General features: G+C 69.0%; 3 protein-coding genes. 2 read left to right on the top strand and 1 reads right to left on the bottom strand.

Annotated features, from left to right (window positions below; all coding sequences use genetic code 11):
- The coding region (gene rpoB / locus KME80_RS49645) for a DNA-directed RNA polymerase subunit beta (protein WP_219520024.1) at positions 1-2,666 on the top strand (2,666 nt) is incomplete at its 5' end.
- A gap of 63 nt (positions 2,667-2,729) precedes the next feature.
- Positions 2,730-3,074: a VOC family protein gene (locus KME80_RS49650; protein ID WP_219520027.1), complete on the top strand. Its 345-nt coding sequence runs from the start codon at positions 2,730-2,732 to the stop codon at positions 3,072-3,074.
- Between the two features lie 4 nt (positions 3,075-3,078).
- Here the strand turns inward: KME80_RS49650 and KME80_RS49655 are convergent.
- A partial coding sequence (locus KME80_RS49655) for a dihydrofolate reductase family protein (RefSeq protein WP_219520030.1) occupies positions 3,079-3,323 on the bottom strand: 245 nt, incomplete at its 5' end.

A 3,323-nucleotide genomic window follows, 5' to 3' on the forward strand; every position in this document is an offset into this window, starting at 1 on the left:
GCAAGCTGCGGCCGGGTGAGCCGCCGACCAAGGAGTCGGCGCAGACCCTGCTGGAGAACCTGTACTTCAACCCCAAGCGTTACGATCTGGCCAAGGTCGGCCGCTACAAGATCAACAAGAAGCTCGGCGTCGGTGCGGAGATCACGCAGGGCACGCTGACCGAAGAGGACCTGGTCGCGATCATCGAATACCTCGTCAGGCTGCACGCCGGCGAGAGCTCGCCGGGAGAGGTGGAGACCGATGACATCGACCATTTCGGCAACCGGCGGGTCCGCAGCGTCGGCGAGCTGATCCAGAACCAGGTCCGCCTGGGCCTGGCCCGGATGGAGCGCGTCGTGCGCGAGCGCATGACGACGCAGGACGTCGAGGCGATCACGCCGCAGACGCTGATCAACATCCGCCCGGTCGTCGCGGCGCTGCGCGAGTTCTTCGGCACCTCGCAGCTCTCGCAGTTCCTCGACCAGACCAACCCGCTCGCGGGCCTGACCAACAAGCGGCGGCTGTCCGCACTCGGGCCCGGCGGCATGTCACGGGAGCGCGCCGGGTTCGAGGTGCGTGACGTGCACCCGTCCCACTACGGCCGGATGTGCCCGATCGAGACCCCTGAAGGCCCCAACATCGGCCTCATCGGCTATCTCGCGAGCTACGCCCGGGTCAACGCCTTCGGCTTCGTGGAGACTCCGTACCGGAAGGTCGTCGACGGGAAGGTGACCGACCGGATCGACTACCTGACGGCCGACGAGGAGGACCGCTTCGTCAAGGCGCAGGCCAACACGGTGCTCAACCTGGACGGGTCGTTCGCCGAGTCGCGCGTCCTGGTGCGCACCAAGGGCGGTGAGACGGAGCTGGTCCGGGTGGCCGAGGTCGACTACATCGACGTGTCGCCGCGCCAGATGGTGTCGGTGGCGACGGCGATGATCCCGTTCCTGGAGCACGACGACGCCAACCGGGCCCTGATGGGGGCGAACATGCAGCGGCAGTCGGTGCCGCTGATCAGGAGCGAGGCGCCGCTGGTCGGCACCGGCATGGAATACCGTGCCGCGACCGACGCCGGTGACGTCATCAGCGCCGAGAAGGCCGGCGTGGTCGAAGAGGTCTCCGCCGACTACGTCACGGTCATGAACGACGACGGCACCCGGACGACGTACCGGGTGGCCAAGTTCAAGCGCTCCAACCAGGGCACCTCGTTCAACCAGAAGCCGATCGTGGCCGAGGGCGACCGGGTGGAGGCGCGTCAGGTCATCGCCGACGGCCCGTCCACCGACGGCGGCGAGATGGCCCTCGGCAAGAACCTGCTGGTCGCGTTCATGCCGTGGGAGGGGCACAACTACGAGGACGCGATCATCATCTCGCAGCGCCTGGTGCAGGACGACGTGCTGTCCTCGGTGCACATCGAGGAGTACGAGGTCGACGCCCGTGACACCAAGCTGGGCCCGGAGGAGATCACCCGCGACATCCCGAACGTCTCCGAAGAGGTCCTGGCCGACCTCGACGAGCGCGGGATCATCCGCATCGGCGCCGAGGTCGTCCCCGGCGACATCCTCGTCGGCAAGGTCACGCCCAAGGGTGAGACCGAGCTGACCCCCGAGGAGCGGCTGCTGCGCGCGATCTTCGGCGAGAAGGCCCGTGAGGTCCGCGACACCTCGCTGAAGGTGCCGCACGGTGAGCGCGGCACGGTCATCGACGTGCGGACGTTCTCGCGCGACGCCGGTGACGAGCTGCCGCCCGGCGTCAACGACCTGGTACGGGTGCACGTCGCACAGAAGCGCAAGATCACCGACGGCGACAAGCTGGCCGGCCGCCACGGCAACAAGGGCGTCATCTCCAAGATCCTGCCGGTCGAGGACATGCCGTTCCTGGAGGACGGCACCCCGGTCGACATCATCCTCAACCCGCTGGGCGTGCCCGGCCGGATGAACATCGGCCAGGTCCTGGAGACCCATCTCGGCTGGATCGCCGCCCAGGGCTGGGACATCTCCGGCATCGAGGACGCCTGGGCCGAGCGGCTGCGCGACAAGGGCCTCGAACGGGTCGAACCGCGGACCAAGATGGCGACACCGGTGTTCGACGGGGCCGGCGAGCGGGAGATCATCGGCCTGCTCGGCAGCACGATCGCCAACCGCGACGGCGACCGGCTGGTGGAGCGCAGCGGCAAGGCGCGGCTGTTCGACGGCCGCAGCGGCGAGCCGTTCCCCTATCCCATCGCCGTGGGCTACATCTACATCCTCAAACTGAACCACCTGGTCGACGACAAGATCCACGCGCGTTCGACCGGCCCTTACTCCATGATCACCCAGCAGCCGCTCGGCGGTAAGGCCCAGTTCGGCGGCCAGCGCTTCGGTGAGATGGAGGTGTGGGCGCTGGAGGCGTACGGCGCCGCCTACGCCCTGCAGGAGCTCCTGACGATCAAGTCCGACGACGTCGCCGGCCGCGTGAAGGTCTACGAGGCCGTCGTCAAGGGCGAGAACATCCCCGAGCCCGGCATCCCCGAGTCCTTCAAGGTGCTGATGAAGGAGATGCAGTCGCTCTGCCTGAACGTCGAGGTGCTCTCCAGCGACGGCATGTCCATCGAGATGCGCGACGCCGACGAGGACGTCTTCCGCGCCGCGGAGGAGCTCGGTATCGACCTGTCCCGGCGTGAGCCGAGCAGCGTGGAGGAAGTCTGAGGCGATGAGTTTCCGGCGCGGGGCGGGTCTCACCCCGCGAACGGACGGAAGGAGCTGGTTCCCGTGGACCTGCACAGCGTGGTGTGCGTCAGCGACCTGGAGAGATCGCGGAAGTGGTTCGAGGCGTTCTTCGGGCGGCCCGCGGACGAGATCATCGGTGACGAGCTGCTGTGGCAGGTCGGCGAGAACGCGTGGGTCGTCCTCGACGACCGGCCGGTCCGGGCCTCACGGGTGGGCGGCACGATGATCACGTTCGGGGTGACCGACCTCGACGACATCCTGGCCCGGCTGTCCGCGCACGGCATCGAGCACGAGCCCGTGGAGACCTACGGCAACGGCGTGCGCCACGTGGAGATCATCGACCCGGACGGCAACAGCCTGTCGCTCGCCCAGGCGCCCGCCCCGTGACCCGTCAGCCGACGTCGTAGGTCAGGTGCGTCGCCGTCGAGGTCACGGTGACGCTCCGCCGCGTCAGCGGGCGCGGCGGCCCGCCGGCGAACAGCGGCGTCCCCGAGCCCAGCATCACGGGCGCGAGGTGCAGCGTCAGCACGTCGACCAGCCCGGCGGCGAGCGCCGAGCCGACCGTGGCGCCGCCGCCCATGAGGAAGACGTCGAGGTCCGCGCCGCCGGCCGCCGACGCCGCCTCGGCGCGCTCGC

This window comes from Nonomuraea ceibae (assembly GCF_019396325.1).
Taxonomy (GTDB): Bacteria; Actinomycetota; Actinomycetes; order Streptosporangiales; family Streptosporangiaceae; genus Nonomuraea; species Nonomuraea ceibae.